Origin of the sequence: Pandoraea vervacti (genome assembly GCF_000934605.2) — a bacterium.
GTDB classification, from domain to species: Bacteria; Pseudomonadota; Gammaproteobacteria; order Burkholderiales; family Burkholderiaceae; genus Pandoraea; species Pandoraea vervacti.
Window position 1 is genome coordinate 3,631,823 of record NZ_CP010897.2, and the last position, 26,964, is coordinate 3,658,786.

At 62.6% G+C, this 26,964-nt stretch carries 19 protein-coding genes and 1 tRNA gene; 5 read left to right on the top strand and 15 right to left on the bottom strand.

Translation table 11 applies throughout. The features are described 5' to 3' along the window. Positions 1 to 22 precede the first annotated feature (22 nt). Positions 23 to 2,401 (top strand): cytochrome P450/oxidoreductase, encoded by a 2,379-nt coding sequence (locus UC34_RS15840; protein WP_174556770.1) that lies wholly within the window; start codon positions 23 to 25, stop codon positions 2,399 to 2,401. A gap of 150 nt (positions 2,402 to 2,551) precedes the next feature. Here the strand turns inward: UC34_RS15840 and UC34_RS15845 are convergent, their stop codons facing one another. Beyond that, positions 2,552 to 3,766 (bottom strand): Bcr/CflA family multidrug efflux MFS transporter, encoded by a 1,215-nt coding sequence (locus UC34_RS15845; RefSeq protein WP_044456297.1) that lies wholly within the window; start codon positions 3,764 to 3,766, stop codon positions 2,552 to 2,554. 203 nt (positions 3,767 to 3,969) lie between these two features. Further along, positions 3,970 to 5,325, bottom strand: coding sequence for an MFS transporter (locus UC34_RS15850; protein WP_044456298.1), 1,356 nt, complete (start codon positions 5,323 to 5,325; stop codon positions 3,970 to 3,972). A 756-nt stretch (positions 5,326 to 6,081) separates the two neighbouring features. Here UC34_RS15850 and UC34_RS25445 point away from each other — a divergent pair. Next, positions 6,082 to 6,759: a hypothetical protein gene (locus UC34_RS25445; protein WP_157123212.1), complete on the top strand. Its 678-nt coding sequence runs from the start codon at positions 6,082 to 6,084 to the stop codon at positions 6,757 to 6,759. A gap of 216 nt (positions 6,760 to 6,975) precedes the next feature. On the opposite strand, the gene UC34_RS15855 is transcribed toward UC34_RS25445, so the two are convergent. The 3 genes from UC34_RS15855 to UC34_RS15865 form a co-directional block, all read right to left on the bottom strand. Continuing rightward, positions 6,976 to 7,242: a hypothetical protein gene (locus tag UC34_RS15855; RefSeq protein ID WP_044456299.1), complete on the bottom strand. Its 267-nt coding sequence runs from the start codon at positions 7,240 to 7,242 to the stop codon at positions 6,976 to 6,978. A 242-nt stretch (positions 7,243 to 7,484) separates the two neighbouring features. After that, positions 7,485 to 9,077 carry an EAL domain-containing protein gene (locus tag UC34_RS15860; protein ID WP_044456300.1) on the bottom strand — a complete coding sequence of 531 codons (1,593 nt, stop codon included), beginning with the start codon at positions 9,075 to 9,077 and terminating at the stop codon, positions 7,485 to 7,487. 290 nt (positions 9,078 to 9,367) lie between these two features. Further along, entirely contained in the window at positions 9,368 to 10,318 is a 951-nt protein-coding gene (locus UC34_RS15865) for a LysR substrate-binding domain-containing protein (protein ID WP_044456301.1), read from the bottom strand. A gap of 194 nt (positions 10,319 to 10,512) precedes the next feature. On the opposite strand from UC34_RS15865, the gene UC34_RS15870 reads away from it, so the two are divergent. Then, positions 10,513 to 12,009 carry an acetyl-CoA hydrolase/transferase family protein gene (locus UC34_RS15870; RefSeq protein ID WP_044456302.1) on the top strand — a complete coding sequence of 499 codons (1,497 nt, stop codon included), beginning with the start codon at positions 10,513 to 10,515 and terminating at the stop codon, positions 12,007 to 12,009. 242 nt (positions 12,010 to 12,251) lie between these two features. Here UC34_RS15870 and UC34_RS15875 read toward each other — a convergent pair whose 3' ends face one another. The 5 genes from UC34_RS15875 to UC34_RS15895 all read right to left on the bottom strand — a co-directional run bounded on the left by UC34_RS15875 (position 12,252) and on the right by UC34_RS15895 (position 18,625). Beyond that, on the bottom strand, positions 12,252 to 13,859 hold the full coding sequence (locus UC34_RS15875; RefSeq protein WP_044456303.1) for a methyl-accepting chemotaxis protein: 1,608 nt from the start codon (positions 13,857 to 13,859) through the stop codon (positions 12,252 to 12,254). A gap of 333 nt (positions 13,860 to 14,192) precedes the next feature. Then, entirely contained in the window at positions 14,193 to 14,549 is a 357-nt protein-coding gene (locus tag UC34_RS15880; protein WP_044456304.1) for a GFA family protein, read from the bottom strand. Between the two features lie 240 nt (positions 14,550 to 14,789). Beyond that, positions 14,790 to 16,682 (bottom strand): methyl-accepting chemotaxis protein, encoded by a 1,893-nt coding sequence (locus UC34_RS15885; protein WP_084070706.1) that lies wholly within the window; start codon positions 16,680 to 16,682, stop codon positions 14,790 to 14,792. A gap of 256 nt (positions 16,683 to 16,938) precedes the next feature. After that, positions 16,939 to 17,649, bottom strand: coding sequence for a GntR family transcriptional regulator (locus UC34_RS15890; protein ID WP_084070708.1), 711 nt, complete (start codon positions 17,647 to 17,649; stop codon positions 16,939 to 16,941). Between the two features lie 19 nt (positions 17,650 to 17,668). Then, positions 17,669 to 18,625, bottom strand: a complete 957-nt coding sequence (locus UC34_RS15895; RefSeq protein ID WP_044458269.1) for an asparaginase — start codon at positions 18,623 to 18,625, stop codon at positions 17,669 to 17,671. Between the two features lie 277 nt (positions 18,626 to 18,902). On the opposite strand from UC34_RS15895, the gene UC34_RS15900 reads away from it, so the two are divergent. After that, entirely contained in the window at positions 18,903 to 20,258 is a 1,356-nt protein-coding gene (locus UC34_RS15900; protein WP_044456306.1) for an MFS transporter, read from the top strand. A gap of 85 nt (positions 20,259 to 20,343) precedes the next feature. Here UC34_RS15900 and UC34_RS15905 read toward each other — a convergent pair whose 3' ends face one another. The 4 genes from UC34_RS15905 to rpoD all read right to left on the bottom strand — a co-directional run bounded on the left by UC34_RS15905 (position 20,344) and on the right by rpoD (position 24,417). After that, on the bottom strand, positions 20,344 to 20,622 hold the full coding sequence (locus UC34_RS15905; protein WP_044456307.1) for a hypothetical protein: 279 nt from the start codon (positions 20,620 to 20,622) through the stop codon (positions 20,344 to 20,346). 43 nt (positions 20,623 to 20,665) lie between these two features. Next, positions 20,666 to 21,904, bottom strand: coding sequence for a hypothetical protein (locus UC34_RS15910; RefSeq protein ID WP_044456308.1), 1,239 nt, complete (start codon positions 21,902 to 21,904; stop codon positions 20,666 to 20,668). A 303-nt stretch (positions 21,905 to 22,207) separates the two neighbouring features. Continuing rightward, positions 22,208 to 22,283: transfer RNA gene (locus UC34_RS15915), tRNA-Ile, on the bottom strand. A 28-nt stretch (positions 22,284 to 22,311) separates the two neighbouring features. After that, positions 22,312 to 24,417 (bottom strand): RNA polymerase sigma factor RpoD, encoded by a 2,106-nt coding sequence (rpoD, locus tag UC34_RS15920; protein WP_237165124.1) that lies wholly within the window; start codon positions 24,415 to 24,417, stop codon positions 22,312 to 22,314. A 31-nt stretch (positions 24,418 to 24,448) separates the two neighbouring features. Here rpoD and UC34_RS25885 point away from each other — a divergent pair, with 31 nt between their 5' ends. Next, entirely contained in the window at positions 24,449 to 25,000 is a 552-nt protein-coding gene (locus tag UC34_RS25885; RefSeq protein WP_044456311.1) for a hypothetical protein, read from the top strand. A 14-nt stretch (positions 25,001 to 25,014) separates the two neighbouring features. Here UC34_RS25885 and dnaG read toward each other — a convergent pair whose 3' ends face one another. Beyond that, positions 25,015 to 26,898: a DNA primase gene (dnaG, locus tag UC34_RS15925; RefSeq protein ID WP_044456312.1), complete on the bottom strand. Its 1,884-nt coding sequence runs from the start codon at positions 26,896 to 26,898 to the stop codon at positions 25,015 to 25,017. Between the last annotated feature and the right edge of the window lie 66 nt (positions 26,899 to 26,964).

Consider the following 26,964-nt stretch of genomic DNA (forward strand, 5'->3'; position numbering starts at 1 on the left):
ATAAGCCTCAGAGAGCGAGCGGATGAGCCAGTCGACTTCCCCCACCCCGAATACTGCGGCCGCCGCCGGCTGCCCATTTCATCAGATGGCCGCCGAAAAGGCCGCCGAAACGTCCACCGAGAAGGCGCCGAACGGCTGCCCCGTCAGCGCTCGCGCCGCCGAGTTCGACCCGTTCGAGGACGGATATCAGCAGGATCCGCCGGAGTACGTTCGCTGGGCGCGTGAGCAGGAGCCGGTGTTCTACAGTCCGAAGCTGGGCTACTGGGTCGTGACGCGCTACGACGACATCAAGGCGATCTTCCGCGACAACATCACGTTCAGCCCATCGATTGCGCTGGAGAAGATCACCCCCACGGGGCCGGAAGCCAATGCCGTGCTTGCATCCTACGGCTTCGCCCTGAACCGCACGCTGGTCAACGAAGACGAGCCGGCGCACATGCCGCGCCGTCGTGTGCTGATGGAGCCGTTCACGCCGGAGCATCTCAAGCATCACGAACCGCTGGTGCGCCAGCTCGCCCGGGAATACGTCGACCGTTTCGTCAATGACGGACGCGCCGATCTCGTCGACCAGATGCTGTGGGAAGTGCCTCTGACCGTGGCGCTGCACTTCCTCGGCGTTCCCGAGGAGGACATGGACAAGCTGCGCGAATACTCCATTGCGCACACCGTGAACACATGGGGACGACCGAAGCCGGAGGAGCAGGTGGCCGTGGCGCACGCCGTGGGCAACTTCTGGCAACTCGCGGGCAAGATTCTCGACAAGATGCGGCAGAACCCGGACGGTCCGGGCTGGATGCAGTACGGCATTCGCAAGCAAAAGGAGTACCCCGAAGTCGTCACCGACTCGTACCTGCATTCGATGATGATGGCGGGTATCGTCGCCGCGCACGAAACGACCGCCAATGCCACCGCCAATGCGATGAAGCTGCTGCTCTCGCACCCCGACGTGTGGCGCGAAATCTGCGAAGACCCGTCGCTGATTCCGAACGCGGTCGAAGAGTGCCTGCGTCATAACGGCTCGGTGGCGGCGTGGCGCCGTCTGGCAACGAAGGACGTCAACATCGGCGGCATCGAGATCGCGGCTGGATCCAAGCTGTTGATCGTGACGTCGTCCGCCAATCACGACGAAGGGCATTTCGCCGACGCCGATCTGTTCGACATCCGCCGTGAGAACGCCAGCGATCAACTGACGTTCGGCTACGGCTCGCACCAGTGCATGGGCAAGAATCTCGCCCGCATGGAGATGCAGATCTTCCTCGAAGAGTTCACGCGCCGTCTGCCGCACATGAAGCTGGCGGAGCAGAAGTTCACGTACGTGCCGAACACGTCGTTCCGAGGGCCGGAGCATCTCTTCGTCGAATGGGATCCGGCACAGAATCCGGAGCGTCGCGATCCGGGCGTGCTCACGCGTCATGCGCCGGTGCGCATTGGCGAGCCGTCGGGACACAGTGTCACGCGTCCCGTGGTGGTCGAGTCCGTGACGCCGGTCGCACAGGGCATCGTCAAGCTGCGGCTGGTCGCCCCGGACGGTCGCGCGATGCCGCGCTGGGCGCCGGGTTCGCACATCGATATCGAGTGTGGCGAGACGGGGTTGTCGCGTCAGTACTCCTTGTGCGGCGATCCGGCGGACGCCGGCGCGCTGGAAATTGCCGTGCTGCACGAGCCGGAGGGTCGCGGCGGCTCGAACTGGGTGCACACGCAGTTGCGCGTGGGCGAGCGCCTGCGCATTCGCGGGCCGCGCAATCACTTCCGTCTGGACGAAACCACGCCGCGCGCGATTTTCGTCGCCGGCGGCATCGGCGTGACGCCGATTGCGGCGATGGCGCGCCGGGCCAAAGCGCTGGGCATAGATTACGAGATTCACTACAGCGGTCGCAGCCGTCGCACGATGGCGCTGATCGACGAGCTTCAGGCGCTGCATGGCGAGCGTCTGCATCTGTGGGTCAAGGATGAGGGGCGGCGCGCAGACTACGCGAACCTGCTGGCTACGCCGCAAGCGGGCACGCAGGTGTACGCGTGCGGTCCGGTGCGCATGCTCGACGCCCTGGCGCAATGCTGCGCGCACTGGCCCGAAGACACGCTTCGCGTGGAACATTTCCAGTCGCAGCTCGGCACGCTCGATCCGGAGAAGGAGCATGCGTTCGAAGTCGTGCTCAAGGACTCGGGCATTACGGTGACGGTACCGGCGGACCAGACGCTGCTCACGGCATTGCGCGCGGCGAACATCGACGTGCAAAGCGACTGCGAGGAAGGCCTGTGCGGCTCGTGTGAGGTGCAGGTGCTCGAAGGCGACGTGGACCACCGCGACGTGGTCCTCACGCGCGCCGAGCGCGACGCCAATACGAAGATGATGTCGTGCTGCTCGCGCGCCTGCGGCAAGAAGCTGATGCTGGCGTTGTAAGGCGCGCAGTACGAAAACAGGTCGGCTGAAGTTTGCTGAAACAAGAAGGGGCGCTGCGGCGCCCCTTCTTGTTTCTGTGCTGCGCCTTGGCGATCGCGCTCGGAATCGCCTGGCGCGTACGGAATCGCCTGGCGCGTACGGATTGATCGCTCAACGCACGCCTTGCGGCGCCCGCAACATCGTGACCAGCGCCACGAACGCCAGGACTGCGAAACCGCACATCACCGTCACAAGCGGGCGTGGTGAACCGTCGTTGAGCAGTCCGAGCAATCCCCCCGCCGCGAACCCGAAGCCGTACTGCACGCTGCCCACGAGCGCCGCCGCAGCGCCAGCGCGCGTCGGATGATTCGCCAGCGCCCCGGCCACCGAATTCGCGGTGATGATGCCGCGCAGCGACATGAACAGGAACAGCATCACCACCATGAGCGGCAGCAGCGCAAAGCCGAGCCACACCGTCGCGCACAACACCGTCGTGACGATCGCGCATCCGACGATGCCGGTACGCATGAGCCGGTAAGGCCCGATCTGTCCCACACGGCGCGAGTTGAACATCGTCATGGCCGCCATGCCCACGATGTTGATGCCGAACAACACGCCGAAGCACTGCGGCGAGACGTGGAAGTACTCCATGTACACGAGGGGCGTGCCGGTAATGTAGGTGAACGACGCACCGAACACGGCCCCGCCCGCGACCATGTAACCCACGAAATGCGGATCGCGCAGCAACTGCCAGTACGACCCCAGAATCGCACGCGGGCCGCCCGCCTGACGGCCATTCATCGCGCCGGTCTCGGGCAAACGCCACAACGCCACCAGCGCCACGACACCGAACACCGCCAGGATGCCGAAGATCACGCGCCATGTCGTAAAGCGCAGCATCTGCCCGCCCACCAGCGGTGCGACGATCGGCGCCACGCTCATGACCAGCAGCATGATCGAGAACGCGCGGGCGCTGTTGCGCGGGCCATAGACGTCGCGCACGATGGCCTGCGCGATCACCGGCATCGCACATCCGCCCAGCGCCTGCACGAATCGCCACATCATCATGTGATCGATGCTGTCGGCAAACGCGCACCCGATACTGCCGAAGATATACAACACGATACCGGCGGCCATGGGCTTGCGACGTCCGAACCGGTCGGCAAGCGGCCCCCAGAACAATTGGCCGAAGGCAAAGCCGAGGAAGAAGTAGGACAGCGTCAGTTGCGTGGCCGCGGCACTCGCGCCCAGTTCGTGGCGCATGGTGGGCAGCCCGGGCAAGTACATGTCGGTGGACGCCGGCGCGATCATCATGAACAGGCCGAGAATGCCGAGCAGCACGCGTTCGGAAGGCAAAGCGGGAGAGAGTTCGGACGTCGTGGTCATTTATCGTTCTGATTTTTCGGTGCGAATCCTGCCGCGTCGCGCGAAGCACCGCAAAAAACGACGACGCCCGCCATGATAACGCTGGCGGGCGTCGCACTTTCATACTCGATGGTTATCGCAAACCTAACCGCTGCTTATGCCATGATTGACCGCAGCCGGCGGCGCCGATTCGTCATGCGTCGACATCCATCGTCACGCGGTCTTCAGCTCGCCGTGGCGGCGCGCAGATTGCCACCGTCACCGCGCTGCGTGCGGGCAATAGCCAGCACACCGATCAGGGAGACGCACGCCGGCACGGCCGCCGCGAGGAACAGCGACGACGACGACCATTGCAGATGCATCAGCGCGCCACCCAGCACGGGCCCGAGCACCGAACCGATGCGGCCGATACCGAGGCTCCAGCCGATGCCCGTCGAGCGCAACGATGTCGGGTAGTAGGTCGCCGCCAGCGCATTGAGCGCCGGCTGGCCGCCGATGATCGAGAAGCCCGCGAAGAAAATTGCGATGAACACCGCCACCATCGAGACCATCACTACCGGGTTGCCGATGGCCGCCGTGGCTGCGATCGCGATCAGGAACGTGACGGCCAGCACGCTCGTGAAGCCCACGCGGTCGATCACGCGGCCGAGCAGCAGCGTGCCGATCACGCCGCCCGCCCACAATGCGGTGCCCGCCATCACGGCCACTTGCGTGGAATAACCGGCGTCGCGAATCACCGTCGGCAGCCAGTTCGACAGGAAGTACATGTCGAGCAGATTGGCGAAGTTGATGACCCACAGCAACAGCGTCACGCGGGCGCGGCCGTCTTTGAAGAGTTCGATGAACGGCACGCCCTTGGCCTTTTGCTCGTCGAGCACAAAGCGGGCATCTGCCGGTACGTTCGCGAGCGGCGCCACTCGCAGCAATTGCTTGCGAATGCGCGAGGTGTCGCTCTTCTTGAACATGAGGAACTGGATCGACTCGGGCAGCGAGAGCCACATCAGCACGCCCAGCACCAGCGGAATGGCGCCGCCGATATAGAACACTGCGCGCCAGCCGAGGCTCGGAATGATGGCGGCAGTGATCAGTCCGCCCACCACACCGCCCAGCGTGAAGCCGCACGACACGATCATCATGAGCGAGACGCGAATGCGACGCGGGCTGTATTCACCGGCAAGCGCCATGGCGTTGGGCATGATGCAGCCCAGCCCCAGGCCGGCAGCAAAGCGCCAGACGACCAGTTCCGTGATCGTGTTCGCAAAACCGGTGACGATCATGCACACCGAAAAGAACAGCGTGGCGCCGATCAGCACCGGACGGCGCCCCAGTTTGTCGGCAAGCGCGGAGAACGTGAGCGAGCCGACGAGCATGCCGAACAGCCCGGCGCCGAAGACCGGCGAGAGCGTTTCCTTGGCAATGCCCCACTCGCGAATGACCACCGGCGCTACATAGCCCATGGCCTGAACGTCGAAACCGTCGACCACCAGGCACATCGCACACAATGCGATCACCCACCACTGATAGGCGCCCAGACGACTCTCGTCGATCAGCGCACCCACATTCACTTCTGCTGCTTTCATGCTGTCTCCAAACGTTCTCGCAACTTCGTGGTATTGCGTTCCGGTCGAGGCGCCGGTTTGTCTTGACGTTGCCTCGCAGGCGCCGCGCCGTCTGGTCCAGACGGCGAAGCATTCGATGCAAGGGAGTGCCATATGACCCACACGGCGACCCCGACACAAATTACGCTTTGCGGAAGTTTATATCTCCCAACGTAAATCAATGCTCAGTGTAAACACTTAGATGCGCGCATGATTCTCATGGATTGGCTGTCATTGGGAATTCCGGGCAACCCACCCTGTACGAGCGGAAAACTCGCCTGCCTTGGCGAACATCACATGACTTTGTGGTTTTTCTCCATATCTGCCGTGGGACCATGCCCTGGATGTGTGCCGTTCGGCCCTGCGGGGCGGGGAATTGGGCGATTTACCCATCGAGAAGCGGCGAATTGTCGCAGATGTGGTTTTTCTACAGATTTTTTTGACAAAGGTTTACCCGTCTAGGGATTTCCCTGATATAGTTGCACCTGTCTCCTCCACCTCCTCCTGGTGGATTTCACGGCCAGCAACGCGCTGGCCGTTTTTTTTGCCTGTCGAAAACGCGAAGGCCATGCGGCGGGATGCAACGGAATGGGCCGAGCGGGATGGGCTGGGAATTAGCGCCGCTTAATCAACACGGCTTAATCAACGCGGCTTGATTAACGCGGCGTAAGGAAGTCCTGCGGGTGTCGAGCGCGCCGCCATGCGGAAGACGGCATCGCCTGCGCTACACTCGACGCCATGAAAACCGCGCCGCTCGCCACCCTGCTTTGTGTTTTGCCGCTCGCCGGCTGTTATGTCGTGCAGTATCCGGGAGGCGCGCTAACGCTCTCGCCAACGCCCGTTGCACCGCAGGCAATGCGCGCCGCGCCGGGTTCGATCGGCAGTGCGGACAGTTCGACGCCTGCCCTCACCCCGATTCCAACACCGAACGTTGCGGCCACGCCGGTCCGGCCGGCACTGCCGCCGCCTTCACCGCCTTCGCCGCCCTACCCCGGCAATTCGCCCGTGCCCCCCGACTTCCCGCCGGGCAATGGCTCGCCGGTCCCACCCGATTACCGCCCGTCGGCGCCACCGGCGAGAACACCTCCATCCGGCTATCCGAACTCCCCGAACGGCTCTCCCGTTCCGCCGGACTATGTGCCGTCACGCACCTCGCAACATCCGGCGAGCGCCCCTGCCTATCCACCGTATCCGGCCACTCCGGCCACTCCGGCCTATTCAGCCTATCCCCTGTACCCGACATATGCCACGTACCCGGGTTATCTGACTTATCCCGCTTATCCCGCTTATCCCGTGTACGCGCCGATCTACCCGGCATTCGCGCCGTCACCGTGGCTCGGCAACGTGTCGTTCTCCGTGTCGTGGGGACGGGGCTGGGGCGGGTGGGGAGGTCGTTGCTGCGGCCGCTGGCGCTGAGTGGCGTTCAGGGCGTGTTCGATGCGCGCGGTGCGATCCGCATCTGCGGCATCTGCGGCGTGCGCACGTGTCGAGCGCCGAACAAGGCGCTCGGTAATGGCGCTCAGACGCGGCGCTCAAACGTGGCGCTTAAGCATGGCGCTTAAGCATGGCGGTGTACTACGCAAACCGGGGAAACAACTCGGGCTGACCCGAACGTGTTGCGCACGAGGCGGATCAGTGCGACGCCTGACTTTCCTTCGCGACGCGATCCTCAATGCGTAACTCGATGCGTTTTCGAATCTGCGCTGCGGCCGAAGACGCGCAGTCGGCGTCGATGCTCGAGAACTCGCAACGGCCGATGTAGGCCCCCTCGCAGTAGGCGTCTACCGCGCCATCGAAGCGCTTGTCGGCGCGTGGCGTGATCGCGCCCGCCAGCTCGAACGGACGTCCCGGTGGCGTATGACTAACGTAACGCCAGCTAAATTTGTACGAATCTGTCATAAGTCCCCTTTCTTTCAAGCGCCAGCTACAGGTGCGCGAAAACCCGATGCTGTTTTTTGGAGGAATCGTAACATGTTCACGAATTCCGACTCCCGTTCGAAAAAAAAAGCGGCCCGCCAGGGCGGCGAGCCGGACAGTCCGTGGAGGTCGGGGGCACATCAGGACCACGGTGATTTCACTCTAGTCCCGAATCGTTGTCGTTATTCTCGGTAATTTGCCTGATGCGCATGCAGGAAAACTACCTACTGTCGCGCGTGCGCTGCGTCAGTCGCGTCGGCCGTCTTCACTGCATCGAGCCCGGGCATCAGGTCCTCGGCGGCCACCGCTTTGCCGAACAGCCAGCCCTGCCCGATGGCGTCGGGATGAATCGTCAGCATGTAGTCGGCCTGTGCCTGCGTCTCCAGCCCTTCGACGATGACATCCACGTGAAGCAGCGTCGCCATCTTGCAGATCTGGTCGACGATTGCGCTACCCACCGTGTCTTTTCCGATGGCCTGTGTGAACATGCGGTCGATCTTGAGCGCGTCGACATTGAGTGTCGACAGATAAGCGAGATTGGAAAAGCCCGTACCGAAATCGTCGATGTGAATCTGATAGCCATCCACCCGCAGTCGGTCGAGCGCTTCGCGCAGTCGGGTCATGTTGTCCGTGGAGCGCTCCGTGACTTCCAGCGCGATCTGCGCCCGAGGCACGCGCAACGACGCCGCAATGTGATTCAGGTAGGTATGAAAGGTCTGATCCACGACATCCGTGGCCGCAAGATTGATGCTGACGTGGAACTCCGGGTCGGCCAGCATGCGCGCATGCATTTCCACCAGCGCCTTGCGGGCGACCTGACGGGTGATCAGCCCGATCACACCCCGTCGCTCGGCAATGGGAATGAACATGTCGGGCGAAATCGGATTACCGGCGCTGTCGTTCAGGCGGGCGAGCGCCTCGACACCGATCATCTTGCCGTCGCGCAAACGCACCAGCGGCTGATACACGAGATGAATGCCGCCCGACTCCGCCGCCTGCTGCGTGACCCAGTCGATCGACATGCGATAGCGACGACGCGAGCGCCACGACTGCCCTACCGCGCCCCCGGCCACGGCGCCGATCGAGAGCGCCATGACCAGCCCCCAGGGATTGGTCAGAATACGTGAGGACGTATAAATGGCCGAAGCGCACACGTCGACGCTGTCCGAGCAAAGCGCGAATTGCCGTAAAGGTCCGATGTCGAGCCAGCGCGACGTTTTTCCCAACGTAATGCGCTGCTGAACCTCGAACTTGCCCGCACGCCAGAACTGAAAGCGCATGTCGCTCGTGGACGCAACCGACGCAAAGCCGGCGTCTGGCATGCTCAGACGCGCCGGCAGCACCGGCGGGCTGAAGACCACGACATCCCCAAGCCCAATGGCGTTGACCTGCACGCCCGGCGTGACGATCCCCGTGATCGTATGCCAGAGCTTCACGCCCGTTCGCGTCTCATGACTGGGCGGCGGCAGTTCCGGCTCCGGATCGAACCGCCCGACCACCGCGGAACATAGCAAGCGGGAATCGTGAACGCGGGCGATGTCGTGAAAGTAAGGGCTGCGCATGGCGACGCGGCGCAGCGCGAGAATGTCCGCGTCGGTGCATGGCACCGCGCCGCTGTACATCGCGTCGTGCAATGCGCTACGGCTGGAGAGCGACGCGTCGCCCATGAACCCCATGATGTCCTGCACGTAGGCGCGCAGACGAAAGTCGTCCACGCGTGTTTGCGCGATCTGTCCGACGAACAACATGACCAGCATGCCCGCGATAGCGCCGATGAGCACTGGCAACCAGCGGGTCAGCCTTCTGAGCGTGTGCATGGGAAGTGGCGTCCACGGTGGTGCCCCGGGGCGGGGCTTGAGCGCAGTGTAGCGCACTCGGCATGCCCGACGAGGGCGTGCCGGCCACCTGCCAGTCGCCCGGGTGCGAACGCGCAGCGCGTGGTGCAGGACGAACGCGGATGTCATCGAGATTTCGTACCTGTCCTGCATTGCAGCGTTTTTCCTCGGGCCGCTCTACCTGCTCGCCTACGGATTTGCATGGCACGCACTGCTCTGGTCGCTGCTGGCCATCGGCCCGGCACTCCTCTGGAAAGCGTCGCTACTGGCGCTCACGCCCCATGCACCCCTTGCGCCCATTGCGTCCCTTGCGTCCCTTGCGTCCCTTGCGTCCCTTGCGAGGGCATCATCGCAATGAAACGCTCGAGCGCGGCCGAGCCGTGATCGGCGCGATACGCGAGACTGATCGGCGCTAACGGCATCTCGCCCTGCGGGGCGTCGATGGGCCAGAACCCCATGCCGGGCGTGCGGATCTGACTGACGGACGCCGGCACCAGCGACACCCCGAATCCCGCCGCGACCATCGGCACAATGGACGTGATTTGCGGCGCCTCCTGTCCCAGTTGCGGTCGAAAGCCCGCCGCCTCGCAGGCGGCGATCGTACGGTCGTACAACGCGGGACTGATGTCGCGCGGCAGCAGAATGAACTCATCGCGCGCCAGCGCCGCAAGCGGCACCCGCTCGCGTGAGCACATCGGGTGCCCCAGCGGCAAGACCAGCACCATGGGCTCATCGACGACCAGCACGCTGACGATGCCCTCGGGCACCTCGAACGGCGTGCGGATGAATGCCGCATCGACGGATTCCTCGACGAGCGCCGTTAGCAGACTCGCCGTGTTGCTCTGTTGCGGATGGAGTTGCACGTCCGGATAACGCGATCGAAAGTCACGAATCCAGGCGGGAATGCGAGGCTCGAAATACGTCGCGCCGGCGAAGCCGATGCGGATATGGCCCGCCTCGCCGCGTGAGATCTGCTGCATGCGGCGCTTCGTGCGCGCCACCCGCTCCAGAATCTGCCGCGCCTCGGGCAGGAACGCCTCGCCCAATTCCGTCAACGCTACATCGCGTGGCAGACGTACGAACAAGGGTCCGCCCAATTCCGCTTCGAGTTGCCGGATCTGCAAGCTCAGCGGGGGCTGCTGGATCCCCACACGCGCCGCAGCACGCGTGAAATGACGCTCTTCCGCGACAGCAATGAAATATTGCAGATGTCGCAATTCCATCGGCACTCCTCCGTCAGCCCGGTACTACCGGCTTCTCCGACATCAATACATGAAAAGTATGAAAACACCATGTTCAATATATTGGAAATGTGACCGATGGGTCAATACACTTCGAGTCAAGCGCAAACCGGCTCATCCATAGCGGGGCGCCAAGAATTCAAGAGATTCGAAGAAGAGAGACGAGGAGCCTCACGATGTATGAAGACCGCATTCGCCTGGCGTCGCTGCGCGACCGGGTGATGAGCGCTGACGACGCCGCCAGGCTCGTGAGCGACGGCATGGTGGTCGGTATGAGCGGATTCACCCGCGCCGGCGACGCCAAGGACATGCCGATTGCATTGGCCAGGCGCGCGAAAGCCAGCCCGATGAAAATCACGCTGATTACCGGGGCATCGCTGGGGCACGACTCCGACAAGACCCTCACGCAAGCCGGCGTGCTCGCCAAGCGCTTGCCGTTCCAGGTCGATACCACGTTGCGCGGCGCGATCAATCGCGGCGAAGTCATGTTCGTCGACCAGCACCTCTCCGAGACAGTCGAATTCCTGCGCACCGGCCAGTTCGGTAAGCTGGATGTGGCCGTGATCGAGGCGGTCGCCATCACGGAAGACGGCGGCCTCGTGCCAAGCTCGTCGGTCGGCAATTCGGCGAGCTTCGCGATCCTCGCCGAAAAGGTGATCGTGGAGATCAACCTCGCGCAGCCCCTCGCTTTCGAGGGCATGCACGACATCTGGATTCCGGGGCAACGCCCGCACCGCGGGCCGCTGCCGATCGTCGACGTGCGCGACCGTGTCGGCACGAACGTGGTGAAGATTGCGCCGGAGAAGATCGCGGCCATCGTCATTACCCAAACGCCGGACAGCGCGTCCAACGCGCTGCCGCCGGACGCCGACACGCAACGCATTGCGGGGCATCTGATCGAGTTCTTCCAGCACGAAGTCTCGCGCGGCCGACTGCCGCGCGCGCTGCCCGCGATTCAGTCGGGCATCGGCACCATCGCCAACGCCGTGCTCACGGGCTTCATCGATTCGCCGTTCGAAGACCTGACGATGTACTCGGAAGTCCTTCAGGACTCGACCTTCGATCTGATGGACGCCGGCAAGATGGTGTTCGCCTCGGGCTCGTCGATCACCGTATCGCAGGCCGTACAGGACCGCGTATTCAAGCATCTGGAGCGTTATCGCGACAAGTTGGTGCTGCGTCCGCAGGAAGTCAGCAACCATCCGGAAGTCATCCGGCGTTTGGGGCTCGTTGCGCTGAACACCGCGCTTGAGGTCGACATCTACGGCAACGTGAATTCGACGCACGTCGGCGGCACGCACATGATGAACGGCATTGGCGGATCGGGCGACTTCGCCCGCAACGCCCGCATGGCGATCTTCGCCACCAAGTCCGTCGCGAAGGACGGCAAGATTTCGAGCATCGTGCCGATGGTGCCGCACGTCGACCACAACGAGCACGACGTCGACATCATCGTGACCGAACAGGGGCTGGCCGATCTGCGCACGCTTGCGCCGCGCGAGCGGGTGAATCTCGTCATCGACAACTGCGCACATCCGAGCTACCGCGACGTGCTGCGCGAGTACTACCGTGACGCGCAGCGCTACGGCGGTCACACGCCGCATGCGCTGGAGCGCGCATTCGACCTGCACGTCAATTTGCGCGAGCGCGGCTCGATGCTGTTGGGTAAGTGAGGTAACCGACATCGGCGCCGAACGCCATCGCCGGGGGGCGGGCGAGCGGACGCCGATTGGCCGGCACCGACGCACACCGTCGGCGCCGAGAAGAACGTGAGACGCATGCGGTCTCATGGGCCGAACGCGGGTGAGAGCGTTGCGGCATTCACGGCTCGCCGGCGTTCGCGGGCGAGCCGTTTTTTACGCGACGCTCACGCTTGTCTGTCGCGCCTGCGTCTGGTCGGGCACCGACACCCGACTCATGCGATCATGCGCTGCGCCCGATTTGCCGCATGATGGGCGGCGCCCTGCGCGCCATCGATACGGAAAATCGACACCAGCTCGCGCAGGCCGCTCGACTGCGCGGCCATCGATTGCGCCGCCGCCGACGCCTCCTCGACCAGCGCCGCGTTCTGCTGCGTGACGGTATCCATCTGCATGACCGCCTGATTGACCTGCTCGATGCCCGTGCGCTGCTCGGTCGACGCTGCGGCAATCTCCGCCATCAGATCGGTCACCTGTTTGACGGCGCGCACCACTTCGTCCATCGTTCCCCCGGCCTCGCCCACCAGCTTTGCCCCCTCGCCGACCTGACGCGTCGATGCATCGATCAACTCCTTGATCTCCTTTGCGGCGTTGGCGCTGCGCTGCGCGAGGGTGCGCACCTCGCCCGCGACAACGGCGAAGCCACGTCCCTGCTCGCCCGCGCGTGCCGCTTCGACCGCAGCGTTGAGCGCGAGAATGTTGGTCTGGAAGGCGATGCCCTCGATCACGCTCGTAATGTCCGCCACGCGTGCGGAGCCGTCGGAAATCTCACGCATCGTCTCGACCACCTGACGCACCACTTCGCCACCGCGCTGGGCGATGTGCGATGCATTCGACGCGAGCACGTTGCCCTGCTCGGCGTTATCGGCATTCTGTTTGACGGTGGTCGTGAGCTCTTCCATGCTCGCCGCCGTTTCCTCCAGCGACGCCGCCTGTTGCTCGGTACGCGAGGACAGATCGGTGTTGCCCGCCGCGATTTGCGCCGAACCGGTGGCAATACTCTCGCTGGTCGTGCGCACCTGTCCCACGACTTGCGCGAGCTTCGCGTTCATGTCCTTGAGCGAGCCGAGGAGTTGGGCGAGTTCGTCTCGACCTTCGACGTCGATGCGCGAACTGAGGTCGCCACGCGCGACAGTCTGCGCAATGTCGACACAGCGGCCGATCGGCACGGTGATCGAGCGCGTGATGAGCCATGCGATGACCGTGGCGACGGCGAGCGCCAGCAAAATCAACACGATCGCTGCAATGAACGCGGCGCGATAGTTAGCCGCAGCGGCGTCGGTCGCGGCCATGGCGCCCTGACGGTTGAGCGCCACGTGAGCGGCGATCCGCTCGCTGAGCGAGGCGAAGCTTTTGACGGCATCTGTCGTGAGTAGCGCGCGTGCCTGGGCTTTCGCGCCCTCGTCGCCCTGATCGAGCGACGCCACCCGATTGTCGATGGCGACGTAGTCGGCCCACGCCGCCTTGACCGCATCGTAAGCGCGGCGGTCTTCGTCCGACGCAATCATTCGGGTGTAGCCGTCGAGCGTCTTGCCCATCAGATCGATGGCGGCCTGACGTTTGGCGGCCTCTTCCCGATGCGAATTCTCGTCGGCGGCCAGCAACATGGCGAGCGATGCGCGACGCGCCGAATTGGCGGCGACCTGCGCCGTGCCGAGCGTCTGCACGCTGGGCAGCCAGTTGTCGGCAAGATCGCGTGTGCCCGCATAGATTCGCGACGCCTGAAACACCGCCATACCGCCCACGATACACAACAGCACCAACGTGATGGCGAACCCCAGGGTCAGCCGTGTGCCGATTTTCAGACGACTCAAGAACTTCATGCCCGCTCCATATGCGACAAAACGATAACAATCGCATGCCATAACGGGCGACCATTCAAGAAACTTGAGCCAATAATCGTGAGATTCTCATCCAATGGCTTTTGAAATGCTTCGATTTCGCCAAACGAAGCCAATTCCAGCCAATTCCACCGACGCCGGTTTTACCGAACAAACCAGAAACAAACCGGAAATTGCGCAAGGGTTTTAATATTTTTTATAATATATTTTGCAATCTATCGATTGAATATTATGCGACCCGCCACATCGCCACATTGCCGAACTGACGCGGCAACATGGCGACCGGCCCATGTGTCCGTTCACTGACTGCCGCGCCTAACGGCTCGCGCCGTCAATGGGCGTCGGGTGCACCGTATCGAGATCGATACCGTCGATGCAGCGCACATTGACGGCCGCCATTTTGGCGCCGTCAGGCATTTGACCGAAGGCGAACGCTTCAACGCCGCAATTTGGGCAGAATTGATGACGTATCACGTGCTTGTTGAAAAGATATTCGCGCGCCTTTCCTTCACCGGCGGTTTGTGAAAAATCCGCAATCGGCGCGAATGCGAGAATCAATCCGCGCTTTTTGCAGATAGAACAATTGCACGTAATTGTTTTGGACAAATCAATATTTGCCGTGAAGCGCAAATCGCCGCAGTGGCAACCGCCTGAGTATTGTTGATTCGCCATGACGTATCTCCTCCGGGGATAGGGATGTCGCCGACACCACGCGAACCGCTTGCCTGGGGATGGTTTGGGGAATATCGGAAGCGCCGCCGGCGTGCGCTCCATTGTGCGACAAAATCCGGCGGGCGGGCAGCGACCGGCGGCAGTGCGCCGGCCGTGCCGAAGAAGGTTAAGGAAGGGCGACGGAAAAAGGTGTCACCGCAGTTCACGTTGCGTGAGACAGCGGCGTGAGACAGCGCCGACTCAGGCGGCCAATGCCGGTTCGTCTCGCTGTGCGTCGCGAGGGCCACGCGTACCCTGCGACGCGTGCATGACCGTGACGCCGTGACGGCCATGTTCGCGCAACTGGAAGAGCGCCACCGTGGCGGCGAGGTTGCGCGCCTGCTCGCTGAGCATGGCGGACGCCGCCGCAGACTCCTCGACCAACGCCGCGTTTTGCTGCGTCGACTGGTCCATCTCGGCCACGCTGCGGTCAATCTGGCTGATGCCCGTGCTCTGTTCCGTCATCGCCGTGTGGATTTCGCCGATCAGGCGGCGCACGCGCGAAATGCCATCGACGATCTCGCCCATCGTGTCGCCTGCCGCCTGCACACGTTGCGTGCCGCTCCTGACGTTCTGCACCGACGCTTCGATGAGCGTCTTGATTTCCTGGGCGGCAGCAGCGCTGCGTTGCGCCAGCGTACGCACTTCGCCGGCAACGACGGCGAAGCCACGTCCCTGTTCGCCGGCACGTGCCGCTTCCACCGCCGCGTTGAGCGCCAGAATGTTGGTCTGGAACGCAATGCCGTCGATCACACTGATGATCTCGGTAATGCGCTCGGACGACTGCGCAATCTCGCTCATCGTCGTGACCGCGCCGGTGACGACGTCCCCGCCGCGCGCAGCGGCGTCGCTGGCCTCGTTGGCCAGGCGCGTGGCATGTTCGGCAGCCTCTGCCGTCTGCTTGACGCTCGCGGTCAGTTCGGTGAGCGCCGCCGACGTCTCCTGCAATGTGCCGGCGGACGCCTCGGTGCGCTGCGAGAGATCGCGGTTGCCCATTTCGATTTCGCTCGTGGCGGACGTCATGCCGTGAACGCCCGAGCGCACGTCGAGCATGACCGTGCTGATCTTGTCCACGAACGCGTTGAACGACTTCGAGATCTGCGCGACTTCGTCATGGCCGATGACGTCCAGACGACGCGTCAGATCGCCACCACCCGAACCGATGGTGTCCATCGCATCGCGCACCTGCGACAGGCGGCGAAACGCCTGCGACGTGAAGAAACTGGCGATACCGATAGCGCACAGCGTCAAGACGATGAGCGAGACGACCGTGCCGCTGAGCACGCTCGAGAGGCCGGCAGTCGCCTCCGCCTTGTCGAGGGCCACGACGAAAAGCCAGTCGGTGCCGGGCACCGGCTGTGCCTTGACAAGCTTTGCTGCACCGCCGAGTTCGACTTGCGTCGGCTGCGTCGCGTGCTCCATCTTGCCGAGGGCGTCGGACGTGAGCGCAGGGGCGAGATCGCTCGATGCCTTGAGCATAAGCTTTTCGTCCGGGTGCGCGATCACGAGACCGTCACGCGAGACCACGAAGGCGAGGCTCGACGGCGTGGGGTGCACGGCTTTCACGACATCCTGCACGGCGTCGAGCGGCACCGCGCCGCTCACTGCACCGAGCGTCTGGCCATCACGCAGGATAGGGGCGGCGAAGGACACATACAGCTTGCCCGAGGCGATGTCGGCGTACGGCTTGACGACGGTCAGCTTGCCTGCGGCAGTAGCGCCCTTGTACCAGGGGCGTGCCGTGGGATCGTAATCGGGCGGCGTGGGGCCACTGGAGAAATACGACTTGTCGCTCCAGCCGATGCTGGAGATCGGAAAGCCATTGGTGGCGCCGAGCAATTTCGTGAGCGCCACGCCCTGCTCACCCTTTTCGACGGCGGCCGCGGTGCCCACCACCGACTGGCCCTTGGCGGCAGCCCAGCGTTCGACCGCCAGCGTGTTGCCACGCGCCACGGCGTCGAGCGTATCGGATATGGTGGACATCATGCTGTTGCGCACGATGAGGTAAGTGGTAATGCCGGAGAGGATCAGTGCACCAATGACGGTGGCACACGCAATCAGAATGATGCGTGTTCTAAGGGAAGAGACTGTCATGCTGTCGAGGCAGGCCTGCGGCTAGGGGGGGTCGAAGACAGGAGACCGGCACCCAGGCTACCGGCTCCACGAGGTGGGAGATCCCACTTCAGAAGTTACGGCAGGCGGCGAGAAAACTTTAGGTGTTAACCCGGAATCGGTGAAGACACGCGCCCCATCGTTATGGACAGCGAAACGTCAGGGATACGAACGGACCGCGCGAGGTTTGCAACACTCGGCCGATGCCGCAAAGCACGCTGCCTGCGCAAGGTAGGTATCAAGCGTTTGCCGCGGCTTGGGCTTCGGTCTGCTCGATGGCTTTGACGATGATGCGCAGCGTGGCGTCGAGATGGGCTTCGGTATGCTTGCGTGCAGCCGCGATGTCGCGGACGCGGTATTCGTCGAGCATCTTGCTGTGCTCCTGATTGCTGACGTCGACGTGGACAGGCCGCATGTAAAGCGACAAGGCGATGTACGGTCCCGACGCGTCGCGCAAGGTCTTGATCAGATGCGCCAGTCGCGACTCGTCCTGCGAGGCCCACAACGCCGCGTGGAACGCCTGATTCAGCTCGGTCCATTTGACGACGTCCGTCGTGGCGAGCATCTCGGCATGCAGTGCTTGCGCCTGCGCGATGTCTTCCTCGCGAATCGTCGCCATTGCCTGCTCGGCCATCATCGGCTCGAGCGTCATGCGAAGCCGGTACAACTCATTGACGTCGTCGATCGTCAGGCCGCGCACCACCGCGCCCCGGTGCACATCGAAAAACACGAGCCCCTCGGAGACCAGCGTGCGCAACGCTTCGCGCACAGGCGTGGTCGACATGTCGAGCCGACGCGCCAGATCGTCCTGGCGCAGCCGGTCCCCCGCCTTCAAGCGGCCCTGCAGAATCTCGGTGCGCAAAGTCTCGATGGCGTACTGATACGCCGTGAGCCGGCGGCGGCCAGCGGTGCCGGTCACCGAAGCGGATGCGGGGGACGTGCTTTTCAAAGGAAGGCCGTGTGTAGATTTATCGACGCGTGAGTTTACTCCAATTTGCCAGTGCGTCCCCGAGGTCAGCGGCCGTCGTGCCCGAGGCCAGAAGCGCGGTCACGAGCAGTCGCGACTTGAGCGGCGACAGCCAGCCGGACAAGTGCGCCCCGCGACGTGCCAGGTCAATTTCGGAACCCACGTAGCCATAGGTCTGCGAGGCCGTCGACCCTGCGGCGGCCCGGCTGGCGATCACGATCGGGACCTGCGCGCTCAACGCACCGATGCGCTGTGCAAATCCGAACGACACATGCCCGGCGCCCTGCGCCGCAATCACGACCGCCTCGTAGCCGGCCTTGACCGCCATCTCGGCAAGTTCGCCGTCGTCTCCCAGTACGGCGGTCACGAGCGCCACCTTCGGCCACGCGCGCACCGGACGCGCCAACGGCTCCGTACGTGCCGGGCAGCCGTGAAAGTACGTTGGCCGCCCCTCCACCAGACGTGCCGCAACCCCACCATCGATCGAGGTAAACGCCTGCACGGCCAGCGCATCGCTCTTGCTGACCCAGCGTGCGTAATGGACCGTGTCGTTCATCACGACGAGCACACCGCGCCCCGCGCTCTCGGGATGGCATGCCGTGCGCACCGCCGCGAGCAAATTCGCCGGTCCGTCTGCGCCGGCGGCCTGCGGCGCTCGCATCGCTCCGGTGATCACGAGCGGCGCGGGCAACGTCCAGAACAGATCGAGCAGGAAGGCCGTCTCCTCGAGCGTGTCGGTGCCCTGCGTGAGCACCACGCCGCTCGCCCCCGCTGCGATCTGTTGCTCTGCCCAGGCGAGCGCAGCCATCAGATCGTCGTAGCCAAGCGAGGCGCTCGGCAACTGGCGCAACGATTCGGTCCGGATCTCCGCCACCTCGGACAGGCCGGGCACCGAGCGGGCCAGTTGCGTGGCGTCGAGCGTCGGGACCACACCACCGGCGGCGTCGGAGGGCGTCATGCTGATCGTGCCGCCAAGCGACGCTACCGCCACCACGGGCAATAACGCATGCGGAGAGGGCGCCCCCCCACTACCGGCCGGCGTAGGCGCGATGGAATCTGCGGGGACAGGGGGAACAGCGGAAGCGGCGGAAGCGGCGGGGATTTGGGTCATGGTGGGCGAATTTTTGATTTCAGTTGATATGCATTGTGCATTATATATAATCGACAATCGTTTGCGAAGGCCATTCCCCCTTCGTTCTCGTCCCCCAAAGCACAATCAACGTTCAGGAGATGTCATGCACCCAACCTCTTCGGGCCATCCGGTCGCCGGAGCGACCCGCTACCGATTCGCGGTCTTTGCGCTGATCGTGGTGATCGCCCTTGTCAACTACATCGACCGGGGTGCGATTTCGTATTCGGCCGCGCAAATCACATCGGAGTACGGATTCGACCGGGCCGGTTGGGGCGCAGTCCTTGGCTATTTCGGTTACGGATATATGTTCGGGGCGTTGTTCGGCGGCGCGCTGGCGGATCGGTTGGGCGCAAAGAAGGTATGGGTGATCGCGGGCATTGCGTGGTCGGCGTTCGCCATCGCCATGATCTGGGCGGGCGACATCGGCATCGCGGTGTTCGGCGGCTCGGCACTCACGGGCTTCGCCACGATTCGCGTGCTGTTCGGGTTTGCCGAAGGGCCGGCCTACTCCATCATCAACAAGACGATGTCGGCCTGGGCCTCACCGTCGGAGCGCGGCTTTGCCGTGTCGATCGGATTGCTGAGCACGCCGCTGGGCGCGTTGCTCACTGCCCCGGTGGCCGTCGGCTTGCTGCTGCTGACCGATAGTTGGCGCACCATGTACATCGTGCTTGGCGTGGCAGGTTTCGTATTGATTGCGCTGTTCGCACGCGTTTATACGAACCGTCCGGAAGACAACCCGCGCGTGAATGCGGCGGAAGTGGCGCTGATTCAGGCGGGACGTCCTGCACAGCATTCGTCGTCGGCTGCGGCCGCGAGTGAAATGCCTTGGTGGAGCTTCTTCAGGAGTCGCACGCTGGTATTCAACTCCATCGGATATTTCGCGTTTATCTACGTCAACTTCATGCTGTTGACCTGGACGCCGAAGTATCTTGCGGACGAGTTTCACTTCACGTTGTCGTCGCTGTGGTACATCGGCATGATTCCCTGGACGGGCGCATGCGTGACGGTGCTGCTCGGCGGGCGCATTTCCGACTGGTTGTACCGCAAGACGGGCAAGCTGGTGATTGCACGCAGCTGGTTCGCGGCGGCCTCGCTCACATGCACGACCTTGTGCTTCCTGATGGTGTCCCAGGCACAAAGCGTGTGGGCGGTGATTGCGCTGATGACGCTGGGCAACGCGCTCAATGCGCTGCCAAACTCGGTGTACTGGGCCGTCGTGATCGATACGGCACCGACGCGCGTGGGCACATTCAGCGGATTGATGCACTTCATTGCGAACATTGCCTCGGTGCTCGCGCCGACGCTGGCCGGCATCCTGTCGGCGAAATACGGCTACTCGTCGATGTTCGTTGCGACGGCGGTGGCGACGGCTGTCGGGGTTTTCGCCATGTTGCAGGTCAAGCCCGGCGTCGGCCCGAAAATCGGGCGTTCCAAAGCGGAGACGGTGACGGTTTGATACCGGCGCCTGTGATCCCAGGCGCTGAGGGGCTTACCGCCCCCCCTGGCGTCCGGGGAGATCGGGCGATCCGGAGTTTCTGGCGCTAGTCGCCCATGGCGCGAAGGCAATGGTCACGGTCGGCGGCGCCCGTGATGCCGCTCACGAGCAGCGGCAGCTTTCGCGTCATGTTCAACATGACAAGCTTGCCAACGCCTCCGGGCGCAGCCCGCACCGTGTCGCCTACCGCGAGGCGCACCGAAGCGGCCTCCTGCCCCGGCTGCCGCAGCAGTTCGAACACCGCGCAACTTCCCGATACGAAGCGCACAACAAATCGCCCGCGTGACTCGTCAACGACATCGACCACGCCATCTTCTACTGTCATGCATCCTTCTCCACACCTGCCGGCATGATCGCAACGTTACAGATCACGACCGGCGTTCGTTTTGTAACGCGAATGACCTGTCCGACGTCCGCCAGGCGACCCCCAGTATCAACCCCAGGAGAAGCCCGAAAATGGCCGACTCAAATATTTGATGGACGAATCCTAGCAAAAGCAACTCAACAAATGAAAGGAACAGCGCTGCCTCCGTCACTGGCACCTTGCCGGTCCACAGGAGAGAGAAACTCCCGAGTGCGCTCCGCCGGAATACGATCATCGCGTACGTAATGATGGAAAAAAACATCGCCATCCCGACAATGCCAGTCTCTGCCAAATTGCCGATATACCCGTGCGCGGAGAGGCTGTATGCGTACTTTTGCATGTTCTCTTGCCAAACAGCGGTATAACCAGCGCCGAAGACTGGCGCCCTCGCCAGATTCTGGAGGGCGGTGTAGGTAGTGAGGCGTCGAGCAAAGTCGATGCGTTGCTCTGGCGGGAGCTTAAATTCTCCCGGAACGTCTTCGACGTCAAAACTTGTCCCGGACGTCAATCTTCCTAGATCGATACGTGGTTCCGAACCGTAAATGAGTATCGGCAGCAACGCGGCCAGCACGGCGATCGGAACGGCGAATTTCATATATTCGAGAAATTGCTGCCGCCGATAGACATACAACATAACGGCCACGACAGGGATGGTGAGCAGCACTACGGATCGCGACTCTCGCATTGCATATAGGGCCACCAAAAGCAATATGGCGCTGAACCACTTCGCACCTTTTGGCCCTGCAAGCCAATTAGCCATCAGCATGGGCGTGGATACGCAAAGAAGGATCGCAAACACCGTCCGTATCGACGAGCCCTCTCGATAGAGCATCGCATCACCGCCTTGGTAGAAATTGACAACGGCCATTGCGAGAAACGTCACGATCAGCAATGCGAAGCCATTCGGCAATCGATCCAGAACGTTGTGCCTGCCAAGGAGGATTCCAAGGCTGAGCGCAGGCAAGACCGACAACACCGCATAGGCCGCGTACTCGACACCGAACCGGGGATTGGATGTCCACAGCGCCGACAGGGCCATGTAAAGATACAGTGGCAGAACGATAAGAACGCCCTTTCCGACGGCAGCGACGTCCTTAAATTGCCAGCCCGAGAGCGTGAAAACAAGGAGGACAGCGATGAAAAAGCAGATCAGCAGCAGTCGATACAAATTGCCATAGATCGAAAGAACATATCCGGCACTGATCAAAAAGAATGCAAGCTCACAACGAGAGAAGCGCCCCATAGCGTCACTTTATTCTTGCAGAATTTTTTCCGAAGTCAGCGTAACGGACGTAACCGGACAATCATAGTGAAAACTTGAAAGCAAATGTGACGTGAGGTGGCACGGGATGCCGCATCGCCCCCCCCCACCCCGCAGTTACATGGAACCGTCGGCTGGATCAGCAGACCGTCACGGGCGGAACGCCCGATTCGTCGCCCCATTGTGACTTGATCTCGAGGACTCGCAAGTATTCCATCTTTGAATTCTCAGTCGAAAGAATGCAAAAAGCCCCTGACGTCACCGTCAGGGGCTTATCTACTTCTTTGGTAGGCCGTGCTGGGTTCGAACCAGCGACCAAGGGATTATGAGTCCCCTGCTCTAACCGCTGAGCTAACGGCCCTCAACTACCGGCGCTCGCTCAGCAGCAATCAATTGCCTTCGAGGAACGACTTGAGCTTGTCGGAACGGCTCGGGTGACGCAGCTTGCGCAGCGCCTTGGCTTCAATCTGACGAATACGCTCACGCGTCACGTCAAACTGCTTGCCCACTTCCTCGAGCGTGTGGTCCGTGCTCATCTCGATACCGAAACGCATGCGCAGCACCTTGGCTTCACGCGGCGTCAGCGAATCGAGCACGTCCTTCACGACGTCGCGCATACTACCATGCAATGCCGCGTCGGCAGGGGCTACCGTGCCAGTATCTTCGATGAAGTCGCCCAAATGCGAATCGTCGTCGTCACCGATCGGCGTTTCCATGGAGATCGGCTCCTTCGCGATCTTCATGATCTTGCGGATCTTGTCCTCCGGCATTTCCATCTTCTCGGCCAGCGTCGCCGGATCCGGCTCGACACCGGTTTCCTGCAAGATCTGACGCGAGATCCGGTTCATCTTGTTGATCGTTTCGATCATGTGCACCGGAATACGGATGGTACGCGCCTGGTCCGCGATCGAACGCGTGATGGCCTGACGGATCCACCACGTCGCATACGTCGAGAACTTGTAACCACGACGGTATTCGAACTTGTCCACCGCCTTCATCAGGCCAATGTTGCCCTCCTGAATCAGATCGAGGAATTGCAGACCGCGGTTCGTGTACTTCTTCGCAATCGAAATCACCAGACGCAAGTTCGCTTCGGTCATCTCGCGCTTTGCCTTGCGGGCACGGCGCTCGCCTTCCGACATCTTGCGATTGACGTCCTTGAGTTCCGCCAGCGGCAACACCACACGCGCCTGCAGGTCGATCAACTTCTGTTGCAGTTCCTGCACGGCCGGCACGTTACGCTCGACCACCGAGCTGTAGGCCTTGTTATCGGCCACGACCGTGTAGATCCAATCGAGATTGGTTTCGTTGCCCGGGAAACGCGACACGAAATCCGCGCGCGGCATACCGCACTTGTCGACCACGATGTTCAGGATGGCACGCTCGATGTTGCGCACTTCGTCCACTTGCGAACGCAGCGTGTCGCACAGACGCTCGACCGTACGCGCAGTGAAGCGAATCGTCATCAACTCGGCCTGGATCGACTCGCCAGCCTTCACGTACGGCTTCGACTGGTAGCCTTCCTTCTCGAACGCGCGGCGCATCTTGCCGAACCAGTCGGCGATCACTGCGAACTTGGCGAGCGAGTCACGCTTGAGCTGTTCGACCTGCGCTGCCGAAGCCGCGCCGCCGCTGCCGCCGCTATCCTCTTCTTCGTCGCCTTCCTCCTCTTCCTCTTCTTCCTCGTCTTCTTCCGCATCGGCGTCGAAGTCTTCGTCTTCGGAGGCTGCGGCAGCCGCATTGGCTTCCGCATTAGGATCGATCAGGCCGTCGACCACTTCGTCGATACGCATTTCCTCGCGCTCGACCTTCTCGGCCATCGCGAGGATCTCGGCGATCGTCGTCGGGCATGCGGAGATGGCCTGCACCATGTGCTTGAGGCCCTCTTCGATGCGCTTCGCGATCTCGATTTCACCTTCGCGCGTCAGCAGCTCGACAGTCCCCATCTCGCGCATGTACATACGCACCGGGTCGGTCGTGCGACCAAACTCGGAGTCGACGGTCGACAGGGCCGCTTCCGCCTGCTCCTCGACTTCGTCGTCCGTTGCCGCATTCGGCGCATTGTCGTTGAGCAGCAGCGTTTCGGCATCCGGCGCCTGCTCGTACACGGCAACGCCCATGTCGTTAAACGTTGCGATCACGCCTTCCAGCGCGTCGCCTTCCACCACGTCGTCGGGGAGGTGGTCGTTGATCTCTGCAAAGGTCAGGAAGCCTCGTTCCTTGCCCAGCTTGATCAGTGTCCGCAGCTTGCCGCGACGTTCCTCAAGTTCCTCGGCCGTACCGGGCTGGTGCGAGGAAAATGCGTCCTTGAGCAGTGCTTTCTCTTTTGCCCGGCGATCACGCGCCTTCTGCTTTTCCACTTTGGTCTGATCTTCGTTCACGGGTTGATCATTAGTATTCGCTGCGACGTTCTGCTCCACCGGGACCTTGGTCTTCGCGGCCCTGCCGCGTGCTTTAGGCACGACCGGCTCAACTGCTGCCGGCGTAACCTCCACCACTGCCTCCGGTTTGCTGGAAGCCCCGGTCTTGCGTGAGGCTTTCGTCGCAGGTGTACTGCGGCCCGCCAGGCTCGAAGCCTTGGCGGTAGTTGCGCTCTTCGCGCTTTTTTCAGCGGGTTGTCGGGCCTGCGGTTTCCCGCCTGCCGTCGCCTTCGTGGCCGTTGCCGCTCGGGTCGCCTTGACCTTGACGGGCGGCTCGGACTTCACCGTCGGCCTGGCTGCCTTCGCAGCCCCCACCGTCGTGGCGGTCGCACTCTTGCGCTTGGTGACATCGGTCACCTTCGCAGCCGTCTTGCCGGTCGCCTTCGTGGCACCGGCAGCTGCCTTTGTTTGCGTAGTACGTTTCGCCGAACTTGCCTGGCTGGCTGCCTTCTTGGCTTGCGACGCCGCACCGGCCTTTGCTGCAACGACACTTTTCGCAGATCGAGACGCCCCCTTCCCACCAGATGCCGCCGCCGCACTGGCCGTGCGCTTTGCCTTCGGTGAAGGGGTTACCGCCTTTTTTCCGCTGGTCGTTGTCATCTTTGCCATAGCGATCTCGCTTGCCAGAAAACAGCCCACTGAAAACCTTCTATTGTAGCACGCGGGCTTACCTCAACTTCGCGTGCCTCCTGTGCCGGCCGTAGCCAGCCACCGCTTCAATTCGTCGCGTTCGCGCGACAGCGCTTGAGCGTGGCGCAATTCATCGGACGTCAACGACGTCCGCTTGAAAATCGACTCCAGTTCCTCGCACAACCGGTCGTAGTGCAGTCGCTGGATCGCACTGCGCAACTCGGTGAGCCGCAACGCGATCTGCTCTTCGCGACGCTCGACCTGCGCCTCGTCTTCCGGGTCGAACAACATCAGATCGCGCGCATTTTCCTCGAACGAGAGGATTTCGCGGATGATGTCGTCAAAACTCGCCCAATTCGGTGAAATCTTCAGCCGGTCGGACAGATAGCGAAAGTCGGCCTGCGCGCCCATTTCGCGGCAAAGCGTCAACACTTCCGAGAAAATCTCGCCGTGATGACTCATTTCGCGCAAAATCTTGGTCTCTTCTTCCGTCAATTCGTTTCCAAGCGCCGGGAACATCAGCAAATTCTGCAATGCCCGGTGCTCGGTGCCCACTACACGACGCTTCTCGCGCTTGGCTGGCGCCTTATCCCACGGGTTCTGACGGCGTGCCGCGCCGATATGCAACTCGCACAGTTCCGCCACCTCTTCGACCGAACTGCCCACCCGCTCGGCGAGCGCATGGATGATCTGACCGCGCAGCGCGTTCGCCGGCATTTGCTGCAATAGCGGCTTGGCTTCGAACAACGCGCGCGCCCGCCCCTCCGGCTGATGCATTTCCTTGCCTGCGGTCACCTCGCCGATCAGGAACTGCGACATCGGCATGGCGCGCGCGACTTCGTCTGCAAACGCCTGTGTGCCGTGCTCACGCACATAGCTGTCCGGATCATGCTCGCTCGGCAAAAACAGAAACTTGAAGCTCCGGTTGTCGTCGGCGTGCGGCAGGCAGGCTTCGAGTGCCCGGCGCGCAGCGCGTCGGCCCGCGGCGTCGCCATCGAAGCTGAACACCACCGTTTCGGTCTGACGCAACAGCTTTTGTACATGCATCGGCGTGCAGGCGGTGCCCAGCGTGGCCACGGCCTGCGGGAAGCCGAGCTGCGCGAGCGCCACGACATCCATATAGCCTTCGACGACCAGCACGTACCCCGCGTCGCGAATCCCGAGGCGCGCTTCGAAAAGTCCGTAAAGCTCGCTCCCCTTGCTAAAGAGCGGGGTTTCCGGAGAGTTCAGGTACTTGGGCTCGCCTTTGTCCAGCACGCGTCCGCCAAAGGCAATCACCTGGCCCTTCGTATTGCGGATCGGGAACATGATCCGGTCACGGAAACGGTCGTAACGTCGTTTCACGCTACCCGCCTCTGCCTTTTCGCTCTCGATGACAAGTCCGGCATCGAGCAACTGGTCGTCGCGGTAGTTCTCGAACGCGGCCTCAAGGTTCTGCCATGCATCGGGGGCATAACCCAAGCCGAAATGGGCGGCAATCTCACCCGTCAGTCCGCGTCGCTTCAGATACTCGATCGCCACCGGCGAGCCGCGCAGTTGCTTGCGATAGTAGTCGCAGGCACGCGTCATGACGTCCACCAGTCCGAGCGTTTGCGCACGCTGCGCTGCCGGTGCCGGGGCGCCCGGCATCGGCGCCTCACGCGGCACATCGAGCCCGACATTGCGGGCCAACTCCTCGACGGCTTCGACGAAACCGAGTCCGGCATGCTCCATCAGGAAGCTGATCGCGCTGCCGTGCGCGCCACACCCGAAGCAATGGTAGAACTGCTTGGTGGGACTTACCGTAAATGAGGGCGACTTCTCATTATGAAAGGGGCACAGCCCCATGAAGTTCGCCCCACCCTTTTTCAGCTGAACGTAACGACCCACCACCTCGACAATGTCGACGCGGTTGAGCAGGTCCTGCAAAAACGACTGGGGAATCACTGGATCGGTGCCATCGCAGCGCGGCGCCGAACCATCGCAAGCGCGACGGCCCCGTACCGCACCACT